We start from the raw sequence: 17071 nt of genomic DNA, 5'->3' as shown, positions 1-17071 counted from the left end.
AGATGATGACCGTGCGGGAGGTTTGCACCGAGCTCAAGGGCATTTCACGTCGGACCTTCTATCGCTGGCGCGAGTTGGGGCAGGCGCCGCAGGCCTTCAAGTTGCCCAACGGGGAATTGCGGGTGTGGCGCAGTGACTTCAACGCCTGGCTGAACGCCCGAGAGAGGGCGACGGCGTGAAGTCGCTCGATGTGAAGGTCTGGGGCGTCCGGAAGAGGAACACGAAGAAGTCGTCCTATGACATCAGGTGGACCGTTGCCGGGAACGTGTTCTCCGACCAGTTCCGCACCAAGGGGCTCGCCGACCACTACCGCTCCAAGCTCCTCCGCGCCGCTCGTGACGGCGAAGAGTTCGACACGGTGACAGGGCTGCCTGACTCGATGATCGAAAAGGCGCCTTCGATGACCTGGTACGCCTTCGCCCTGAAGTACCTCACCATGAAGTGGCCGCACGCCGCGCCGAACACTCGCAGCGGGATCAACGAGGCGTTGACCGCCGTGACGGTGGCTCTTCTCGATGATCGTCCGGGACGGCCGGCTGATGAGCTGCTCAGGAAGGCGCTCCGTAACTGGGCCTTTGTCCTGCCCGGCCCTGACGATCGCGAGTTGCCGACCGAGATCGCGAACACCCTCCACTGGGTGGCCAAAGCTTCGCGTCCTCTCTCGGATCTTGCCGACGCCGCGATCGGCAGGGCTGTCCTGGACTCGTTGAAGCTGAAGCTCGATGGGACGGCGGCAGCGGCCGAAACCGTACGGCGCAAGCGGCGAACGCTCGTCAACGCGATGCATTACGCAGTGGATCTCGGCGAGTTCAAAGAGAATCCGATCACCGCGGTTCGCTGGAAGAAACCGAAGGTCGTCCATGAAGTCGACCCCCGCGTGGTGGCCAACCCCGAACAGGCTCGTGCCCTGCTGACGGCCATCTCGTACGTTGGCGGATATGGCCGAGCCCGCGGTCGGCGACTGGTCGGACTGTTCGCCTGTATGTACTACGGCGCTCTTCGCCCGGCTGAGGCCCTTGGCCTCACGGAAGCAGATCTCAAGCTGCCCGAGCAAGGCTGGGGAAGGGCGCTGCTGAACCGCACTCGACCCAGCGTCGGAAGGCAGTGGACCGACACTGGCGAAACGCACGATGACCGCGGGCTCAAGAATCGGCCCGTGGAAGAGGTGCGGCCCGTACCGATCCCGCCTCAGCTCGTCGCGATCCTCTGGGAACACCTCGCCACCTTCGGCACCGCGGAGGACGGGCGCCTGTTCACCAACGAGCGCGGGGGAGTGGTCGGCTCGTCCACCTACTACCGCGTCTGGCGCGAAGCCCGGGCCCTGGCACTCCCGCCGGCCGTGGTCGCCTCGCCGCTTGTCGCGCGCCCCTACGACCTTCGTCACTCGGCGCTGTCGACTTGGCTCAACTCCGGGGTGGATGCCACCGAGGTGGCTGAACGCGCGGGCAACAGCGTCGAGGTCTTGCTGAGCCGCTACGCGAAGTGCATCGATGGCAGACAGGAGATCGCCAACCGCAAGATCGAAGAGCTTCTCCGCGAGTACGAGTGATCGCAAGCGAGCCGAGCAGGGGGCGGTGTCCAACGATGCGCTGTCAGTGCCCCCGCCTACGCTGCGTTTCCGATCGAACGAATCGATGGAGAGGCATCTGGTGGGCGGTAACGCATGGCAGCAAACGGGCCCGTATCAGAGGGATCTGGCGGCGGCGTTCCGGCAGGAGCAGGAACGGGAGTTGGCGCTGGACAACCATGGTTTTGAGGGCCGATCCATAGAAGAACTGTGGCGGGACCCGGAGTGGCATGAGTACATCTTCACTGGTGGCACGGGCACAGTGCTGGACTTCCCTCTCGTGATCGATGCTGCGGACACTGACGAGGGCCCCTTCATGCGACCGCTGACCGACCAGGAGGTCCGTGGGTGGGCTCCCAGCGGCCAGCCCACGCACGACGAGTGGGTCGAAGCCCTCGCTTCCGAGCAGCTGGACTACCCAGGGCGCGGCTCCGGTAACTGCACGGTGCTCTACCGCGAAGGTCAGCCCACGGAGATCGGTTACTGGGGAGTCACTGCCGATTAGTGGATCAGCGTGCAGTCACGGTGTGAGTCAACGACTCGATAGCAGACGGCTTGGCCTTCAGACCCCTGGATCCGTCCAGGGGTCTTCGCCGATCCTGGGTCCGACCAGGGCAGATGCTCCAAGATCCTGTCCACGAATAGTCCACAGACCTCGACATACGGCCGCTCCGGGCGACACATGGCTGCACAAACGCGAAGACCCCGGCCTCAGCGTTTCCGCTGGTGACGGGGTCTTTGGGCACCTCATGAAGGGTGCCCCCGGCAGGATTCGAACCTGCGCACACGGCTCCGGAGCCCAGGTGAGACGGAGAGACCCTCGGTGGCGTGACCTGCGGCGGAGGCCACGGCCGGGCAAGGACTGATCAAGATCATTACGCCCCTATTACGTGGGCGGCCTGTCGGGCGATCGGCGTGGGCCGTATGGTCGAAGCATGATCTCGGGCAGCGGCGGGGGACTGGACGGCGGCGCGAACTTCACGGCGGAGGGGCTGGCACCCGTCCTTCGGGAGGCATGCGCGACAGCCGGACTCGACTACCGCGGTGCCGAGTTGCTGCGGCTCGGATCGAACGCCGTCTACCGCCTCACGTCGTTACCCGTCATCGTCCGCATCGCGCGTGATCCGGCGGTTCTTGTAGAGATGGAACGGGCCGTGGGCGTAGCCCGCTGGCTTGAGTCGCACGACTTCCCTGCCATGCGTGCGCCGGCGTCGGTCGTACAGCCGCTCGTCGTCGGCGGCCTGGTGGTCACCTTCTGGGAGAGCGTCCAGGAGAACGAGGAGTACGCGACGGTCGGTGAGTTGGCCGACCTCCTACGCCGCCTGCACTGGCTCGAAGAACCGGAATCCCTGGGCCTCCCGTACTTCGATCCGCTGGCCAAGCTGGCGGTGTCCCTCGAAGGGCTGGACGGCATCCCGGGGGAGGACCGGACGTTCCTGGAGGAGCGAGCGGCGAGTCTCGCCAAGGATTACGACCGGCTGGACTTCGTCCTTCCCTTCGGCATGATCCACGGTGACGCCAGCATCGGGAACATCCTCCGCCACCGGAACGGGCACGCTGTGCTCATCGACCTGGACGGCTTCGCCCTCGCCCCACGCGAGTGGGATCTGATCCAGACGGCGATCTTCTACGACAGGTACGGCTGGCACACAAAGGCGGAGTACGCCGAGTTCGTGCACCGGTACAGCTTCGACCTGATGAACTGGCCCGGCTACGAAACCCTCGCTGACCTACGTGAGCTGATGATGGTTGCCTGGCTCGGCCACCAGGTCACGACGAGTGATCGGTCTGCCGCCGAATTCGCTCGGCGAGTGCGGTCCCTCCGTACAGGCGAGGGCCGTGACGAGTGGGGCCCGTTCTGAGCGCAGGGTTCGCGTCCTGGTGTCAGACAGCGACGTGAACGTCGGAGGCAACCCAGAGCCTGTGTTCTCTGACCTGCTCAGTGAAGGCGCGCGCGTCCGCGCTGTCGCCGACGGCTGCGAGGTCCTGCCGGAACTCGGCGAGGTAGCTGACGCATCGAGCTGACTTCAGCTGTTCGCCAAGATCGAGCGCATCAAGGGCCACGCGGCACGCCTCCTCGACGTCGTCGGCGCGTAGGTGGGCGTCAGCGAGAACCATGGTCGCGAAGAAGTCGCTCCGTACATGGTTGCCGCTCATGGCGTTCTCAGCGTGGGCAACGGCCTGCCGTGCACTGTTGACGTCGCGGAAGCAGTGCGCCGCCTCCGCGGCGAGTTCGGTTTCGTCGAAGTAGCTGATCCATTCGGGCTCGTCGTCGCTGTTCCGACTCTCTAGTGCTCTCGTGGCCGCACCCAAGGCGGCTTCGCAGGCCCCTACGTCACCAGTTCGGGCAAGGGCGCGGGCCTCCATGACGTGGAACTGGGCGCGCAGTGTCGGTGTGGCCACGGGTGAGATGCCCATGAGAGCGGCTCGAGCGAGCGTTGCGGCCTGGGTGTAGCGGCCGAGGAACGTCGCCTGATGGCTCATGGCGGACAGGATGCTTCCGGCGAGCCGGCGGTCGTTGGCGTCCTGGGCCAACCGGAGAGCCTGGAGGAAGTACCGCTGTGCCAAGCCGTGGCGGCAGGCGTCGTAGGACATCCAACCGGCGAGGAGCGTTGCTTCCGCCACGGTGGAGAACAGGGCTTTCCCAACCCGCTCGGTGTACTGCCCGCGCAAGAGCGGCGTGACTTCGGTGCTGAGGTACTGAACGGCTGCGTGCCGCGCGTGGTCGCCGCCAAAACGATCGTCCAGCTCGGAGAACATGTCCGCGGTCGTCTTGATGGCGGCCACGTCTCCGAGACCGACGCGTATTCCGTCCTGACGCTGCCGGGGAACGGCGGGCTCAGGTGCGACCAACCACCGGAGCGAGGCTTCGTTCCACGCGGGTTCGGATGGCTCGGCCTGCAACAGGGGCTCGTACCGATTGAGATCGGCGCGCCAGAGTTGGCCGACTGTTTCGATTGCGCCCTCCGGACTTGCCGGATAACTGGCGTCCAAGAGCCCAGTGTCCCGCTCACCTTCGTGGTTCAGCCCGAGTTCGGCGGCACTGAGGTCGTACACATCGCAGAGCAACGGACCATAGAAGTCGTCCGGCGTGCTGTGTCCGTTCTCCCAACTGGCGATACGCCGTTTCACGCTGGCGTCCGCCGGGAGGTGGTGACCACGGCGGACCGCAGCCTGACGCAACTCCCGCACCAATCGCGGCTGACTCCAGCCTCGGCCCATACGGGCTTGTCGTAAGCGAACGCTGGTCGGCTGCATCGAAGACGTGACCGTTCCCTCCCCGCGTGTGTACTGATGCGGCTGCTGGGTGCACGACTCTTTGACCTTACGACCGAATGTACGCGCTGTTCACGGCTGCGCGCTGCAAGTAACCGGAGATCGGGGGCGGTTGCCCCGTGACGGGGGATGACGCGTGCACGCGTGACACGTCATCCCCCGTCACCTCTCGTCATCTGCCCTGGACAAGGTGGCGACCTTGAGTCTGGACACAAGGCGGCATCGCAGCCGCAACTGAGTCTGACCGAGGTGAGATCACGTGCAGAGGATGACCAGGAGGGGCGTTGAGTGGCTCTCCGCAGCGGCAGACGATCCGATGGCGTGTCGGACTACTTGGACGGAGGACCCCCGAGCGGCGTACATGCTGCCGACTGGCCACTTCTTCGACGTGGTATCGGTCGACCAGCGAATCGGCATCGAGACATTCGATCAACTGCTGCGCCGAGGGCTGCCGTTCGGTCCTACGGTGCTAGACCACAAGGCTCAACGCGTGGGCTTCTTCCTGGGCTCGCAGAGTCAGGAGACCTTCGTCCACTACCTCACACAGGAAGAGGCCACGCCACCCGCCTACCGCTACCTGAGCCGCGGTTCGGTGGTCGTCGTCCCTGGTCCCATGCCTATGTCAGGCGACCGTTACGAGTGGCTCCGCGCCCCGACTCGGCGACCGATGGCCAACCCGCTCCGCCCGGTGGCCTTGGCGACCATGCTCGTAGCCTCCGCCGAGTTACTCGCCCGCGTGGACCGGTACGGCGAGCGCTACCCATCCGCGGCTGCCCTGGCAAGGTCTGCAATCGAGGGGGCTGCGACCGATGCGGGATGACGCCACCGACCGGCACGACGCTGCCACCTGGTCGCCCTTGGACAGCGACGGCTGGTACGCCGCGCGCAATGCCACGACTGCTCTCCGGGACGCCCTGATCAGCGCAGGCCTGGAGAAGGATTTCCCCTACCTGCGGGCTGACTTGAACGCCTTCGGACACGGTCTGGTCGAACTCGGACGCGTGTCGCCGGCCACCGCTGAGCGCCTGGCGGAACTGCTGCGGCTGGCGCTGGCTTCGGGCTTGCAGCGTCTTGAAGAGAGCAGCGACGAAACTGACGAACACCGCACAGGAAAGGACTGACGCCATGACCGACCGACGGGGAGTCGTCGCCAAGCGCGCCGAGAACCTGATGCCCGGTGCCCCCTACGTCCGCGGTTGGGCACAGGCTCGACGCAGCGCAGGCACCTTGGCCGTCCAACTGATCGACCTGGGCTTGGAGCCGGACTTCCCCGGCCTTACGGCCGACGTGAACGTTGCGGGTGACGGCCTGGTACGCCTCGGCACTATCCGGCCGGAGGCAGCTCTGATGCTGGCTGAACTGATCGTGGCGGGTTTCGCGGCGGAGATGGCGATGCACGCTGATGCGTTGCCGCAGGAGTAGGGGCGCGTCTGCCGCAACTCGTCGGCGACCTGATCACTTCAGCCCGTGAGACTCCGGCCGAATGCGGTTCGAGCATGCTCCCGCGACCGGTCGGCGGCCCCGTCCATCTTCGTCTCCCCCGGCGAACGATGTGCGGGGTCTTTTGCTATGCGCCACGCCTTCTTGCTGTTGGTCTGCCGCTCGGCCGGGACCGGCGCCCCAGCGCCGCAGCCCGGACGAAGCGGCAGACCCAAAACGCTCGGTGGCTGGCTGCAAGGCTCGTATCTGACCCGCATGAAAGACATCGGATTGGGAAGCTTGGGTTCTCTAGAGCTAATTACGATGCTGACCTGCGGCGGAGCGGGTTCCAGTCTCTGGAGATCCGTGGCCTGTTCCCCGTGAGTCCCCGCAGGATCTGGCACGCGAATGGCACGACTCGGAAGTTGAGCCTTGGCCACGCCTGGGGTGCCTCTATGTGGTTCGTCAAGGAAATCGGGCTGCGCTTGATGGGTTTGGCGGCCAGCATGGCGAGATGCCGGATCTGCTGTGGGACGACGTCAGGAACTTCTTCGACCCTGACTTGATGGGTGCTCTGCCGGACGTGTCTGTGGAGGGCACCTCGGTGGAGGACTGGCAGGTGGTGTTCGAACTGGTCCGGTCGAGCGGTTGGGCGTGGGAATACTTGGAGGGTGGCGTCGCCTGGCCGCTGCCTCCTGCGGCGGAAGTGCTGACGCGTGCCGATGCTGAGACGGTCGATCTGCGGGTCTGGCCGGTCCCGGGCGTGCTGGTGATCTTCCGTCCGATGTCTGCCGAAGAGATCGACTTCGATGTCGACCTTCACGAGCTGCAGGGCCAGGCAGGAGTAGACGTGCTGTGCGGGTTTCTGGCCGCGGTCGGCCGGCGGCTGGGCAAGCCGGTGGCCATGACCGCCGAAGGCGACTACGGGAACCGAGTGCTCGGGTTCGATCCTGCTGCGGACCGCGTGGTGCTGATGACGGACCGCGGTCCAGCTGACCGCTGCGGCTGGACTCGACTCGTAGAAGGTGCCAGCGCGGAGCTGGCGAACAGGACGTCGACCCGGCGCCTGGCCCTTGGGCGATGACTACTTCGTCCCTAAAGAACTTGTGCAGGTGGCCGACCATGGGTCGGTGGGCCTCTCACCTGCTGCGAGCGTCCACAGCCGTCCGCGCTCGTCCGCCGCTGTGCGTCGGCGTTGTCACGCAGTTAGACACTCACCCGGGATGCGACCCGGCCCTTAGAAAATGCGGGCAAGCCCTGGTGGTTCCGTCCGATGCCACCCCGTCGCAACCGCTCAAGGCCGCCGTGTCCCGTTGCCGTCCGCTGTCGTTGCCGTCACTGCCGTCGACTGCTGGGTTTGCCCAGGAGAGCTCGACTTAGCAGGCAAGCGCTGGAGCACGGCATGACGCAGACGCGCCACAGTGCATCGGCAGTGCGAAAACCGTCATTTGTACAGGCTGATGTCGCCGTCGGGTGACCCTGTGGCGAACACCGTGCTGCCGTCGGCACGCGCGAGTGCTTCGATGTCGATTCCAGTCCACGGAATCCCGACCAACTCGCCGGTTGCTGCGTCCCACTCACGGACCATGTCGTCTGCCCCCGAGGTGAACAGCCGAGCGGCACCATCCACCACAGCCGGGGCCACCTTTGGGTCCTCCGAGCCCAGCGATATCGGCTCCCCGACCGATTCACCAGTTGACGCATCCCAGCGCCACAAGGTGCTGTCGGAGTCTGTGCCAATGAGGAGGGTGGAGCCGGTCGGAAGGATCAGCGAGGTGATCTGGCTGATCGCGGTGCAGGATCCGGTGAGGGGGTTCCCGATCCGTTCACCAGTCTCGGGGTTCCATCGCAAGATGACGCCATTCTCGTCACCTGAAGCGAACACCGCAGTGCCGTCCCGCCCCGGGACGGCCGTCACGGCCATGACACAACCTCGATGCCCCGTCAGCGGTGCGCCCAGCGGATCGCCGCTCATGGCGTCCCAGCGGAAAACCCGGCCGTCGTGGCCGGCGCCGACGAAGAACCGACGCCCTCCGGGCAATAGGCCTGCAGCCACGTCCCAGACGGTGCCCACCTCTTCCATGTACGGGCTGGACAGTTCCTCGCCGGTCAAGGCGTCCAGGCGCTCGACACCATCCTCATTTGCTGAGGCCAGTACTGCACCGCCGCCAGGTGGGCACGTGACAGCCTTGCCGCGGACACCGCCCGCGTAGAACTCGATGGACCACACCTCGCGGCCAGTCTCCGGATCCCACCGAGAGCAGCGGTCTCCGCCGTTGGAGGACGACAACACCACCAGTTGACCGTCGGCAGTTTCGGCGAGCAGGGGCCAGGCCCCGTAGGTTCTGCCGGTTCTGAGGACCTGTATTTGCGACGTACGGATCGGCTGCGGCTTCACACCCCAACCGTAGATCCCCAGTGCAGAGATCAGATCTCAACCGTGTCGATGCCTGTGGGCGAACAGCTGGCTGGGAGACCGGCCTCGTCGTCCTACAGTCAACGACCAGTACGCGAGACGGACTCTGACACCCGCCTTAGGAGTTCGATCCCTCGGCCTACCTAGGGCCTTGGCGCCCTTGCTGGTCCTCTGTGCGTGACCGCTCAAGGCCGCAGGTGTGCGCCGCCGTTGATGTCAGCTGGTGATGTCAGGTTGGATGGCGTGATGGAGCGCGTTGAGGCGGAGCTGTTCACTGATGGCGGCAATGACGCTGTCGTTCGCCTGCCCGGTCGGAGGTTCCCGGGGGTGCTGATGCAGGGCGACTCCCTTCACATCCTTCGTGGCGATCTGGCCGAGGTGGTTGAGGCGTACGAGCGTGGCCATCTGGCCGAGGCCCGAGACTCTGCCGGCCTCCTCCTGGAGGGCCTAGACGCTCTGCTGACGCGCTACGAGGATGCATTGCAACAGCACGAGATCCCCCGGCCGTACTGAGTAGCGGGGTCCATGACCTCTTCGTCCCGAGGCAACTTGGGTGAGGGCTGTGCCTTGGGCTGGTGTGCTCGTCAGCTGCGCTGCTGGTCCGCTGGCGTCCGTGCTCGTCCGCCGGTGTTGTCGCGCAGTTAGGCACTTACCTAGCGACCTGCAGGATCAGCCGTCCACTCATCAAGCCTGATCTTGACCTGGTGATTGTGGTCTGCGTGGTCAACGACCCACCCGCCGACTTCAGCTCCCAGCTGAGGCAACTCCATGTGGTGGGGCATGTTGCCTCTGACCTCGGCGAGGCCGACAGCGTTGGCGTGGCCCTTGATCTGGACGAAGACACCGAACCTCTGTCGCCCAATGACGTGCCCCGTGACGTGGGTGCCAGCGGGGAGAGCTGCCACAGTCTTGGGCCAAGACTGACGAACCTCCTCAGGTGGCGGGGACTCCAGAGGCCACGCGAACTCGGACATGAGTCCGATGATGGCGCAGCCCAGGGAAGAGCGCCATCAGCTTGGGAAGCTGCGGGCATTTGAAGGCGGCTCGGGAGCTGACCTGGGCGAACGGTCGGGCTGGAGTCTTGTCGGGCCGATTGGCTTTTACCGTGATTCCCCGCTGTTCCCCGCTCGATCTGGTGTGCTTGTGGTGCAGGCTGCACGGCGTCAGAGGGTGGTTCTGTGGTCGCCTGATGGTGTAGGTGTGGGCGGAAGCTTGAGTTCTCGGTGGGAGCCGACTTGGCTGAACTGCGGCGGAGCAGGCAGGAAGCCTGTCTGACCGGCGGCCCGGTCCCCGCCGTTTCCCGTGGCGCAGCCAACACGCAATGCATGAGCGGACGTTGAAGGTCTGGAGTGTGTCCAATGGTGGTTGGCTTCCGGCAAGATTGCACAGCTGGCAAGGGCGAAGTCGGGTTACTCGCGACCTTCCAGGGAAGGACCTCGAGTGCATCTCAGCGAGTCGGAGGGGGCTGCTCATGAGCGGTACATCACGGGCGCGGCACGACAGGACAGAGCCGGGGCCGCGGCCCGAGCGCGGCTCCGATCGCTTCAGCGATGGTCCCCCTGACCCCCTCGCCTCGCTGCTGGCCAAGGTCAACAAGGGCGAACACATCTCGACTCCCGGAGACAATGCGGGCGCCGAAGACCGTGACCCTGATGACGAGGAATGGCGGGAACATGATCGCCACGGCCCCTATGCGCAGGGGCGTCGCCGGAGGAACTAACGCCCAGGGCGGAGTCCCCGTCTGCGGCAGCGCGAGCGGGGACTTGGCGTGAGGGCTACTCACGCGGGCGGGAGCAAGCTCACCTGCGGCCAGACCGAGCAACAGGGCTCACGACTTCTTCGTCCCGAAGCAACTCGTCTGGGCCGCCGACCAGGAGCCGGTGCGCCTTCCATCTGCGGCGCTGGTTCGCAGATGTACGCGCTTGTTCGCTGCTGTACGTCGGCGTTGTCACGCAGTTAGACACTCACCACGTGACTCGGGCTCCACGGCATTTCCGCGTCGACCCTTCGATGCGAACTGCGGGTGGCCACGGTTGCTGTGCTCCTGTGCTGTACGGCAGTCCGCCTGCCTTGGCCACATGGCTGCACGAACAAGGCTTGTGATCCATGGTCTGGTCGAGCCGGTTGTAGATCCAGAGATCGATCGGCAGTATGACAGCGTGGACACGGGCTTAGCGGCGGTACTCGGAGCGGGTGTCGGCATCATCGGCACACTGGGTACCGCATGTTTGACGTATTTGACGACACGACAGCAAGGGCGCGTTGAGCACGGACAGTGGTTACGTGAGCAGCGCCAGCGGGCATATGAGGATTTCCTGATCGCCTATGATCGATTTGCCGGAGCCGCTACGGCGCTGGAGGACGAATTAAAGGAAGGGCAGGCTGAAGGACTGCAAGATCTGACAGTCTCCCTCAAAGAGTCGCTTGACACTTTCATTACTGCCCGAAGTCGGGTTGCAGTTAACGGACCTGACTTTGCCTCGAAAAGCGCGGGGAAGATGGCTACCCTCTTGCGGGAGGTTGTTAGCTCCCTCAAAGCATGGCGTGATGACCTGCTGTCAGAAGCTGATGTTTCTGAGAAGAGTGCCCAACTGCATGAAATACAGTCGCGAATTCAATATGCATACCGAGACTTTATCCGTGACGTGCGTAGCGTTCTGGAGTCACCGCCACCATAAATTGTCCACGAGTTACCAACGAGCGGCGTGGACATGGCTGGGTGCTAATCGTTCGCCTGCTCGGCTCCGCTCGACGTCGCCTGGTTTAGAGTCTCACGCCTTCTCTCGTACCACCCTTTGCGAAACGCCTCTCTGATCGCTTTGCTTCTGCCCTTATAGAAGATCGAATCTTCTAGTTCGATCAGGTCTGTGATGGTTTGCTGCGCCTTTTGCGCCTCCAGCTTGGTGCGGTTGATCGATTCGCTGTGCGTCTCGTCATCCTCGCTGGGCCATTTGTAGTGGACAAACGCGTTCCGAGACTCCATTACGCGGGTGACTTGCCGAGCCAGCTCCTTGGGAAAACTCCGGTTTCCCAAGCTCGTCCATATTCTCCCCATCTTGAGCTCGATTCGAGAGCTCCTGATGAGTGCTGTGGCCAGCTCGGGGTGCATCCCCTTGCCGGTTGCGCGCAACAAGATGATTCGATTTAGCCAGTGCTCAATCCAAGTCGCGTAGAACAGTATCGCGAACTCGTGTTTTCCCTCGCCTAAGAACTTGTCCCCTTGGCTCTTCAAGTCTTGTTCATGGTTTGAGGACCACTGGACCTGGCTTGCCTTCTCGGTCTTCTTACTAACGTCTAGCTCTTCGCCGGGGTCAATGTCGAGATAGTCAAGGTGCAGCGAAAGAGCTTCTAGGACAACCTCCTCATCGCTGAGACTGTCGAGGTCCACCTCGTCAAACATGACGGCGTTTTCCACTGCGCTCCAGGTGACCTTTTCCCAGAAAGGGAGAAGCTTTTCATTGGTGATCAATTTCATCGCAGGGTCTGTCACCGCATCGCTCCTTCGTCGGAGCTTTTCAGGTTACTGGCGCACCTGCTAATTCGCAGTCGGTTTATGCATGCGGCCTCTGGCTGTCGCACGCGGTCGGCGGAGTCCCAATGGGCGGTGTCAAGCTGTCTTCAGGAGACCTTAGTAGCCGAAGAAGTGAAGGGCCGAGTCTCTGACCTGCGACCGTGTAATCGATCAACGCTGCGACCTGCTTAGCTGTCGACGGTTGTCAGCGTTGGCCGTCGTTGAGCACCCCCGTACGGCCCAGGGACGGCCCGAGCGGGGGTGCTGCGGTGTGCCCCTAGATGCGAACCATGGACACGAAGGTCGCTGACGTCTCCCGACCTGGCACATCGTTGCTATAGCGGTTGAGGACAGGTCTCACGGTTGCCGAGGATCTCGGATCTGCCGGACGGGCGGCATAGTCTGAGTCCCGTCCGCACTATCTGGGAGAGGCATGACAAGTAGGTTCACCGAGTTGGTCGTTGACTGCCACGCCCCGGAGAGGCTCGCGGCGTTCTGGTGCGAGGTCCTGGACTTCAAGGTGATCGACCGGAGCGAGGGCAAGGTGGAGATCGGCTCCTGGGTGCCGACTGTTGAGGATGTTCGGGCCCGCCAGATGCCGCCCACTCTGCTGTTCATCCAGGTACCCGAGGGCAAGACAGTGAAGAACCGGCTTCACCTGGACGTCAGCCCGATCGATGCCAGCACGGAGGACGAGGTGACCAGATTGCTCGGCCTCGGCGCCACCAAGACGGATGTGGGCCACGGCGCAGACCGGAACTGGGTGGTCATGGCAGACCCCGAGGGCAACGAGTTCGACGTCCTACGCACCCTGGCACCGCAGAACTAGGCCGCGAGCATCCCGTCACACACCGCACAATCCAGCTACTTCGAATCCTGGGTTTGACCCTGGCCACGCATGACGAAGGGACACCTCATCGATGCGCATCCTCCTGATCGGGCCGCCCGGAGCGGGCAAGGGCACGCAGGCAGTGCGCCTTGCCGCGCATCTGTCGATCCAGCACATCTCCGCCGGTGACCTGTTCCGCGAGCACATCGACCAGGGCACCGAGCTCGGGCAAAACGCCCACACGCACCTGCGCGCCGGCCTTCTGGTACCGGACGAGGTCACGATCGGGGTGATCAAAGAGCGCCTTGCCCGCCCGGACACCGAGCGCGGATTCCTGCTGGACGGCTTCCCCCGCAATCTTGCCCAGGCGGAGGCGCTGGACGGCGTCCTGGCCGACTCGGAGTCGAGGCTGGATGCCGTGCTCGACCTGGAGATTCCCGAGGCTGAGGTGGTCAAGCGGATCGCTGGACGATGGCTGTGCCGTCGGGACCGCGAACACATCTTCCACGTCGACTACAGCCCGCCTGAAGTGGCAGGAGCCTGCGACGTCTGCGGCGGTGAGTTGTACCAGCGCGATGACGACCGCGAGGCAACTGTTCGTATGCGACTGGAGGTCTATCGCAGCGAGACGGCGCCGGTCGTCGACCACTACCAGGCCCAGGGTCTGGTGACCACGATCTCGGCCCTCGGCCAGGTCCAGGAGGTCCTGGACCGCGCGCTGGTCGCGATCGGCCCGGGCCAGGTCGATGCCTCCGGCGCGTCGAGCTGTTGACCCCTCCGCTGGGGAGGTGCGGGGCGGCCGTCCCTGACGACCGCCGCCGAGGACTGCAATCTCCGCCCGCCTCAGCCGCCGCGCCCCGAGCTACGCCGTGGCCGGCTGGGACGACCCCTCGGTTCGCCCCTGATTAGCCCGGCGACGAGCTCGACGCATAGGTCGGCGGAGTCTTTGGTGGCTGGCTCGTGTGCCCGTCGTTCGAGCCGCACTTCACCAGCATCCGTTACCCACCACTCACCCCAGCTCCCGTCCCGTCCGCCGTCGACCCACACAGTGTGGAGCGGGCGTGGTTCATGGCGTCCAGGTGGAGCGCGCCACTGTACGAACGACCTGGACGCCATGGGCCGCGTCTGCTCGGCTCTGCCTGGGTCGGCGGTGGACGGGATGGGAGCTCCCCGCGCACGCCGCTACGGACCCGCAAGTCGGGAACGGCGCCCCCTCCATCCCGGTGCCGGCCGATCCCCCGCCGGAGGCATCGTCCTTGACCGGTGGCCGCGGATGTCGGGTGCTCGGCTCATACCACCGGGCCCATCCATGTGTGGGCGGGCGTCGGCGCAGCCGGGGCGGAGCGGGCCGAAGGCAGGAGCGGCGCCCCGAGCGGAGCCGGGAAGCCCGACCGGCGGAGCGGAGCGCAGCCGGGCGCCTTGAACCAGTAGAGAAAGTCTGAGCCAACTGGGCGTCTGCTACAGCCTGAAGGAGAGCTCCAGGTCGTCGCCTGGAAGGTGGAACTCTTCCAGCGCGAGCGGCTTCTCTGTCGCGGTGAGGGTCACGCGGGTGATGTGGAGCAGCGGGACGCCTTCGGGGAGTCGGAGGGCCTGGGCCTGGTCCGGGAGGGGCATGCGGGTGCGGATGTACTCCGTGAAGTGGAGTTCGTGGCCCAGGTCGCCGAGTGCCGCGTAGAGCTCCGGAGCCGGCGGGGGTGCTTCCTCTTCGTACTTCGTATCGATCAGCACGGAGAACGGCACGTATGTGCGGTGGAGCTGGCGCAGGCGGCCGTTGTCGGCGGTCTGCAACGCGTCGTACGTGAACATCGGCTCGCCCGGCGGGATGCGCAACAGGTCGGCGAGTGCGAGCGGGGCGTCCGTGCGGGTGGCCACTGGGGGTTCCGCGTTGGCCCAACGGATGCCGTCGGCCTCGACGTAGCCGCCGTCCGGCGTGCGTCGGATGCCGCGCGGGCGCGTGTGGCTGGGGCGGGTCTGGGGTGAGCGGGCGAAGGTGCCCCGTCCCATGATGACCTCGACGAGACCGGATGCCCTGAGCTCGGTGAGGCCCTGACGGACTGTGGGGCGCGTCACGCCGAACTGCTTGGCCAGTGTTTCCTCGGAGGGCAGTGGCTGGCCAGCGGGGTACGTGCCGTTCAGGATGCCTTCGCGCAGGTACTCGGCGATCTGCCGGTACTTCGGCTGCGTGTTTTGTGGCGGCATGTAGGCCCTCCGTGGCCGTGATTCTGGGCAGCTTGCCCAACTTCTTGGACAGCGTCCCTCATCCCAAGGCGGTTGACAACCCGTACTACGGGTGGCCACTCTGGATTCCGAACCCGTAGTACGGGTTGTCAAGCAACCTGAAGGATCGGCCTTCGGGTGCGATGGATGAGGAGTCCAAACAAGTGGCAAGCCTTCCGATCGACACCGCGAAGTTCACGGGGATCATCTGCGCCGTTCCCCCTACTCCGCGGATCGCGAACCGTGAGACCGGTCAGCTCCGCGTTGACCGCGACACGGGCAAGACCATGTACCAGGTCGGCCTGTGCCTGATGTCGGGCGCCTCCGCCGACGTCGTGACCGTGAACGTCCCCGGTGAGCCCAGCGGCGTGCAGCTCGGCATGCCCGTGGCTGTACGGGACTTGGTGGCCACGCCGTGGGAGAACGACGGCCGGCACGGCGTCGCCTTCCGTGCGGCGGAGATCCGGCCCCTGAGCGCTCCGGCTCCGGCCGGAAAGGGGGCCGCGCAGTGATAATCCTGGCCTCCACCGCTTCGGCCGGGACGACCTGGCCGAGCTCGTTCCTGGTGGTGGCCGCAGTGCTGGTGTCGGGCCTGCTCCTCGCAGGCCCGGCCCTGCGCCGCCGCTACCCCGTTGCCTGGTGGCTCTTATTCGGGCTCCCGGTCGCATGCTGCCGGGTCATCCGTACGTGGCGGCCATTGATGGCCGGGTGCGGTCTGGCTGTGAGTCGCCGTCCTGCTCTGACGGTCGTGTCCGGGCTCGTCGGCAAGGGGGCGCCACCCCCTCAGCCGTTGGTGCCCCGGTTCGGGTTCATACGGCCGACTGCCGGCGGCTTCTGGCTGCTGGCGCGTCTTCTTCCGGGCCAAGTGCCCAACGACTTCGTCAAGGCGGCGCCCGCCATGGCTGAAGCCTGGGGGATGCATGCCGTCCGGGTCGCTCCCCAGAAACCGGGAACGGTCCGGATCACAGCCTCCGTCACTGACCCGCTGGCGTACCCGCGCATACCGAAGCAGCGTGGGCCTGTGCACCTTCTCCGCGTCGCGGTCGGGGCACTGGAGACCGGCGCCGCCTGGGTGATCGACCTGCGTCGCATACCGCACTGGCTGATCGTCGGCGCCACCCGCTCCGGGAAGTCCACGCTGATTAACGCACTCGTGGCGGGCCTGGCTCCGCAACCCGTCGCCCTGGTCGGCGTCGACTGCAAGGGCGGCATGGAACTGTCGCTGTACGAACCGCGGTTATCGGCGCTCGCGACCAACCGTGAGCAAGCCGTCAGGCTCCTGGCCGCGCTGGTCGATCTCACCCTCGACCGCATGACCGTCTGCCGTGCGGCTCGCGTTCGGAACATCTGGGGCCTCCCGGAGCAGGAGCGGCCGGTCCCGGTGGTCGTCATCGTCGACGAGATCGCGGAACTGTTCCTCATCGCGAGCAGGAACGAGAAGGACGAAGCGCACGCGGCCGGTACGGCGCTGATCCGGCTTGCCCAACTCGGCGCGGCACTCGGCGTCTTCCTCCTCGTCGCCGGCCAACGCGTCGGATCCGACCTGGGGCCCGGAGTCACAGCCTTACGTGCCCAGCTCGGCGGGCGAGTCTGCCACCGCGTCGCCGACCCCGGCACAGCAGAGATGGCTCTCGGTGACCTCAACCCGGACGCGCTCAAAGCAGCGCAAGCAATCACGCCGGAACAAGCCGGTACCGCGGTGCTGGCCTCCGGCGACGGCTGGGAACGCGCCCGATCCCACCTGATCACCGAAGCGGACGCGGAAGCCATCGCGGCCGAGTACGCGCACCTCACCCCGCACCTTCCCGAACTGCTGGACGCGAAGTGAAAGGGGTC

19 protein-coding genes are annotated in these 17071 nt (G+C 65.4%); 14 read left to right on the top strand and 5 right to left on the bottom strand.

The window, feature by feature from the left end; all coding sequences use genetic code 11:
* Nucleotides 1-5: 5 nt before the first annotated feature.
* The 4 genes from IEY95_RS29540 to IEY95_RS29525 all read left to right on the top strand — a co-directional run bounded on the left by IEY95_RS29540 (nucleotide 6) and on the right by IEY95_RS29525 (nucleotide 3429).
* Nucleotides 6-179: a helix-turn-helix transcriptional regulator gene (locus IEY95_RS29540; protein ID WP_161173248.1), complete on the top strand. Its 174-nt coding sequence runs from the start codon at nucleotides 6-8 to the stop codon at nucleotides 177-179.
* Entirely contained in the window at nucleotides 176-1549 is a 1374-nt protein-coding gene (locus IEY95_RS29535) for a tyrosine-type recombinase/integrase (protein ID WP_189189209.1), read from the top strand. The genes IEY95_RS29540 and IEY95_RS29535 overlap by 4 nt, the downstream gene beginning before the upstream one ends.
* A 25-nt stretch (nucleotides 1550-1574) precedes the next feature.
* Nucleotides 1575-2072, top strand: coding sequence for a hypothetical protein (locus IEY95_RS29530; protein WP_229703449.1), 498 nt, complete (start codon nucleotides 1575-1577; stop codon nucleotides 2070-2072).
* 430 nt (nucleotides 2073-2502) lie between these two features.
* The gene (locus IEY95_RS29525; RefSeq protein ID WP_189189208.1) at nucleotides 2503-3429 is read left to right on the top strand and encodes a phosphotransferase family protein; all 927 of its coding nucleotides are present in this window, start codon (nucleotides 2503-2505) and stop codon (nucleotides 3427-3429) included.
* Nucleotides 3430-3451: 22 nt separating this feature from the next.
* Here IEY95_RS29525 and IEY95_RS29520 read toward each other — a convergent pair whose 3' ends face one another.
* A complete protein-coding gene (locus tag IEY95_RS29520; protein WP_505993943.1) occupies nucleotides 3452-4825 on the bottom strand; it encodes an NsdA family TPR-like regulatory protein in 1374 nt (457 codons plus the stop codon).
* A gap of 286 nt (nucleotides 4826-5111) precedes the next feature.
* Here IEY95_RS29520 and IEY95_RS29515 point away from each other — a divergent pair, with 286 nt between their 5' ends.
* The 4 genes from IEY95_RS29515 to IEY95_RS29500 all read left to right on the top strand — a co-directional run bounded on the left by IEY95_RS29515 (nucleotide 5112) and on the right by IEY95_RS29500 (nucleotide 7346).
* Nucleotides 5112-5663 (top strand): bifunctional DNA primase/polymerase, encoded by a 552-nt coding sequence (locus tag IEY95_RS29515; protein WP_189189410.1) that lies wholly within the window; start codon nucleotides 5112-5114, stop codon nucleotides 5661-5663.
* Nucleotides 5653-5964 (top strand): hypothetical protein, encoded by a 312-nt coding sequence (locus IEY95_RS29510; RefSeq protein WP_189189206.1) that lies wholly within the window; start codon nucleotides 5653-5655, stop codon nucleotides 5962-5964. Before IEY95_RS29515 ends, IEY95_RS29510 begins: the two co-directional genes overlap by 11 nt.
* A 4-nt stretch (nucleotides 5965-5968) precedes the next feature.
* Nucleotides 5969-6265, top strand: coding sequence for a hypothetical protein (locus tag IEY95_RS29505; RefSeq protein ID WP_189189205.1), 297 nt, complete (start codon nucleotides 5969-5971; stop codon nucleotides 6263-6265).
* A 511-nt stretch (nucleotides 6266-6776) separates the two neighbouring features.
* A complete protein-coding gene (locus tag IEY95_RS29500; protein ID WP_229703447.1) occupies nucleotides 6777-7346 on the top strand; it encodes a hypothetical protein in 570 nt (189 codons plus the stop codon).
* A gap of 360 nt (nucleotides 7347-7706) precedes the next feature.
* Here the strand turns inward: IEY95_RS29500 and IEY95_RS29495 are convergent, their stop codons facing one another.
* A complete protein-coding gene (locus IEY95_RS29495; protein ID WP_189189204.1) occupies nucleotides 7707-8660 on the bottom strand; it encodes a WD40 repeat domain-containing protein in 954 nt (317 codons plus the stop codon).
* Between the two features lie 231 nt (nucleotides 8661-8891).
* Between IEY95_RS29495 and IEY95_RS50780 the strand changes: the two genes are divergently transcribed.
* Nucleotides 8892-9191, top strand: coding sequence for a DUF6959 family protein (locus IEY95_RS50780; RefSeq protein ID WP_373294571.1), 300 nt, complete (start codon nucleotides 8892-8894; stop codon nucleotides 9189-9191).
* A gap of 140 nt (nucleotides 9192-9331) precedes the next feature.
* On the opposite strand, the gene IEY95_RS29485 is transcribed toward IEY95_RS50780, so the two are convergent.
* Nucleotides 9332-9652 (bottom strand): hypothetical protein, encoded by a 321-nt coding sequence (locus tag IEY95_RS29485; protein WP_229703446.1) that lies wholly within the window; start codon nucleotides 9650-9652, stop codon nucleotides 9332-9334.
* A 1104-nt stretch (nucleotides 9653-10756) separates the two neighbouring features.
* Here IEY95_RS29485 and IEY95_RS29480 point away from each other — a divergent pair.
* Nucleotides 10757-11356: a hypothetical protein gene (locus IEY95_RS29480; protein ID WP_189189202.1), complete on the top strand. Its 600-nt coding sequence runs from the start codon at nucleotides 10757-10759 to the stop codon at nucleotides 11354-11356.
* Nucleotides 11357-11400: 44 nt separating this feature from the next.
* Here the strand turns inward: IEY95_RS29480 and IEY95_RS29475 are convergent, their stop codons facing one another.
* A complete protein-coding gene (locus tag IEY95_RS29475) occupies nucleotides 11401-12168 on the bottom strand; it encodes a hypothetical protein (RefSeq protein WP_189189201.1) in 768 nt (255 codons plus the stop codon).
* A gap of 454 nt (nucleotides 12169-12622) precedes the next feature.
* Here IEY95_RS29475 and IEY95_RS29470 point away from each other — a divergent pair, with 454 nt between their 5' ends.
* A complete protein-coding gene (locus IEY95_RS29470) occupies nucleotides 12623-13018 on the top strand; it encodes a VOC family protein (RefSeq protein ID WP_189189200.1) in 396 nt (131 codons plus the stop codon).
* Nucleotides 13019-13109: 91 nt separating this feature from the next.
* Nucleotides 13110-13790: an adenylate kinase gene (locus IEY95_RS29465; RefSeq protein WP_189189199.1), complete on the top strand. Its 681-nt coding sequence runs from the start codon at nucleotides 13110-13112 to the stop codon at nucleotides 13788-13790.
* 686 nt (nucleotides 13791-14476) lie between these two features.
* On the opposite strand, the gene IEY95_RS29460 is transcribed toward IEY95_RS29465, so the two are convergent.
* The gene (locus tag IEY95_RS29460) at nucleotides 14477-15217 is read right to left on the bottom strand and encodes a GntR family transcriptional regulator (RefSeq protein WP_189189198.1); all 741 of its coding nucleotides are present in this window, start codon (nucleotides 15215-15217) and stop codon (nucleotides 14477-14479) included.
* 182 nt (nucleotides 15218-15399) lie between these two features.
* On the opposite strand from IEY95_RS29460, the gene IEY95_RS29455 reads away from it, so the two are divergent.
* On the top strand, nucleotides 15400-15747 hold the full coding sequence (locus IEY95_RS29455; RefSeq protein WP_189189197.1) for an SCO3933 family regulatory protein: 348 nt from the start codon (nucleotides 15400-15402) through the stop codon (nucleotides 15745-15747).
* The gene (locus IEY95_RS29450; RefSeq protein WP_189189196.1) at nucleotides 15744-17063 is read left to right on the top strand and encodes an FtsK/SpoIIIE domain-containing protein; all 1320 of its coding nucleotides are present in this window, start codon (nucleotides 15744-15746) and stop codon (nucleotides 17061-17063) included. The genes IEY95_RS29455 and IEY95_RS29450 overlap by 4 nt, the downstream gene beginning before the upstream one ends.
* The last annotated feature ends 8 nt before the right edge of the window (nucleotides 17064-17071 follow it).

It is taken from the genome of Streptomyces albiflavescens (assembly GCF_014645835.1).
In the GTDB taxonomy this organism is placed as follows: Bacteria; Actinomycetota; Actinomycetes; order Streptomycetales; family Streptomycetaceae; genus Streptomyces; species Streptomyces albiflavescens.
The sequence above is the reverse complement of the archived record's forward strand: the minus strand, read 5'-3'. Positions and strand labels throughout refer to the sequence as shown.

Coding starts and splice junctions, on each gene's coding strand:
- IEY95_RS29500 (WP_229703447.1), top strand. CDS start 6,777: ATGCCGGATCTGCTGTGGGACGACGTCAGGAACTTCTTCGACCCTGAC.
- IEY95_RS29510 (WP_189189206.1), top strand. CDS start 5,653: ATGCGGGATGACGCCACCGACCGGCACGACGCTGCCACCTGGTCGCCC.
- IEY95_RS29505 (WP_189189205.1), top strand. CDS start 5,969: ATGACCGACCGACGGGGAGTCGTCGCCAAGCGCGCCGAGAACCTGATG.
- IEY95_RS29470 (WP_189189200.1), top strand. CDS start 12,623: ATGACAAGTAGGTTCACCGAGTTGGTCGTTGACTGCCACGCCCCGGAG.
- IEY95_RS29465 (WP_189189199.1), top strand. CDS start 13,110: ATGCGCATCCTCCTGATCGGGCCGCCCGGAGCGGGCAAGGGCACGCAG.
- IEY95_RS50780 (WP_373294571.1), top strand. CDS start 8,892: ATGTCAGCTGGTGATGTCAGGTTGGATGGCGTGATGGAGCGCGTTGAG.
- IEY95_RS29515 (WP_189189410.1), top strand. CDS start 5,112: ATGACCAGGAGGGGCGTTGAGTGGCTCTCCGCAGCGGCAGACGATCCG.
- IEY95_RS29480 (WP_189189202.1), top strand. CDS start 10,757: ATGGCTGCACGAACAAGGCTTGTGATCCATGGTCTGGTCGAGCCGGTT.
- IEY95_RS29460 (WP_189189198.1), bottom strand. CDS start 15,217: ATGCCGCCACAAAACACGCAGCCGAAGTACCGGCAGATCGCCGAGTAC.
- IEY95_RS29525 (WP_189189208.1), top strand. CDS start 2,503: ATGATCTCGGGCAGCGGCGGGGGACTGGACGGCGGCGCGAACTTCACG.
- IEY95_RS29520 (WP_505993943.1), bottom strand. CDS start 4,825: ATGCAGCCGACCAGCGTTCGCTTACGACAAGCCCGTATGGGCCGAGGC.
- IEY95_RS29485 (WP_229703446.1), bottom strand. CDS start 9,652: ATGTCCGAGTTCGCGTGGCCTCTGGAGTCCCCGCCACCTGAGGAGGTT.
- IEY95_RS29540 (WP_161173248.1), top strand. CDS start 6: ATGACCGTGCGGGAGGTTTGCACCGAGCTCAAGGGCATTTCACGTCGG.